The sequence below is a fragment of the Halomonas sp. 707D4 genome (genome assembly GCF_024158685.1).
Classification (GTDB): Bacteria; Pseudomonadota; Gammaproteobacteria; order Pseudomonadales; family Halomonadaceae; genus Vreelandella.
In genome coordinates, this window is the sequence record NZ_JAMZBD010000608.1 from 1 (window position 1) to 1,583 (window position 1,583).

Below are 1,583 nucleotides of genomic sequence, written 5' to 3' on the forward strand. Positions count from 1 at the left end.
GGTATTGGCCGCTCGGCGGCTCGTAGGCGTGAGACAGGGCGCGCCAGGTAAAGTGCTGGGCCTGTTCGCAGGCCGTGGAGAGCCGCTCGCCCGCGGCCATGCGCGCGGCCAGCGCCGAGGCGAGCGTGCAGCCCGACCCGTGGTAGCGATGGGGCAGGCGCGGCCACTGCCACTGGCGCGTGGTGTCCGGCGAGTGCAGGGTATGCACCACCAGATCCGGGTTGCCCGGCAGCGGATCGTCGGTGCCGGTGACCAGCACCGCCTGGCAGCCGCGCGAGATGAGCGCCACGGCCCGGGCGGTATCGTCGTCGGCGGCGTCGATTTCCGGGGTCAGCGCGGCGAGCTCGAAGCGATTGGGCGTCAGGATATCCACCAGCGGCAGCAGACGATCCACATAGAGGCGCCGCAAGGCGGCTGTGGACAAGTCAGCGCCACCCCCGGCCTTGAGCACCGGGTCCGCCACCACCGGCACGCCGGGAAAGCGACGAATGATGCGCTCGGCGGCCATGAGCGTCGCTTCGTCGGCGAGCAGCCCCAGCTTGATGGCGGCGACCGGAAATTCGCCCAGCGCCTCGGCCATCGCCTGCATGGCGCTCGGGTCGGCGGGCAGAACCCGCGCCACGTCATGGCAGTTCTGCACGGTGGTGGCGGTAGGGACGGTCAGCGCCCAGCCGCCGCAGCCGGCCACGGCTTCGCTGTCGGCGATCAAGCCGGCACCGCCGGTCGGGTCATGCCCGGCCAGCACCAATACGATGGGAGGAAGCGGTAGCTGCATCAAAAGGGCTTCAGGATGGCGAGCAGCACGATCGCGATCAGCGCGATCACCGGGGCCTCGTTGAACCAGCGAAAGAAGACGTGGCTCTTGGTGCAGCGGTTCTGGGCGAACTGCTTGAGATAGATCAGGCAGACGTGATGGTAGGCGATCAGGGCCACCACCAGGGCGAGCTTGGCGTGCATCCACCCCTGGCTTAGCCAGCCCGGTACGAGATACAGCATGGCAGCGCCGAACACCAAAACCAGGATCATCGACGGCGTCATGATGCCGCGATACAGCTTGCGCTCCATGGTCGCGAAGTAAGTGATCGCTTGCTCATCGCCCTGGTCACGCGCCATGGCGTGGTACACGAAAAGCCGCGGCAGATAGAACAGGGCGGCGAACCAGGTCACCATGGCTATCAGGTGCAGGGCCTTCATCCACAAATACATGCTCTCTCCTCAGGTGGTCGGCTCTTTGTCTTGGGGGTCCGAGTAGTGGTAGTAGCGCTCGATCGCCCCCCGCGTAATGATACCCGAAATTCGCTGCTGCTTCGGTCGGTAGCCATGCACCACGTAGAGCGCGCCCAGCGCCTGGTCCTGAAGCTTCAAGAACGCCTCGGAGAGCGTGGCCTGAAGCGCAACCGGCGCCATCTCCACGCGCTGCCCCGGAATCTCGAGCAGGTCGACCACCTCGTCCTCCGGGGGTGGCTCGCCCTTGAGCGCCTCGTCGTGCTCGAGCAGCCAGCGCGCCAGCGCCGCCGCCTTCATGCCCAGCACCGGCTTGTCGTCGCTGGAGCGCTCGATCAAAAGCCATACCGGGTTGGTGT

General features: G+C 66.8%; 2 protein-coding genes and 1 pseudogene. All 3 read right to left on the bottom strand.

All coding sequences use genetic code 11. The features are described from left to right. A partial coding sequence (locus BIS11_RS17120; protein ID WP_253586661.1) for a hydroxymethylpyrimidine/phosphomethylpyrimidine kinase occupies nt 1-775 on the bottom strand: 775 nt, incomplete at its 3' end. Beyond that, nucleotides 775-1,206 (bottom strand): protoporphyrinogen oxidase HemJ, encoded by a 432-nt coding sequence (hemJ, locus tag BIS11_RS17125; protein ID WP_253425371.1) that lies wholly within the window; start codon nt 1,204-1,206, stop codon nt 775-777. The genes BIS11_RS17120 and hemJ, both read right to left, overlap by 1 nt. 9 nt (nt 1,207-1,215) lie before the next feature. Continuing rightward, nucleotides 1,216-1,583 (bottom strand): annotated as a pseudogene (locus BIS11_RS17130) (chloride channel protein); the annotation flags it as partial.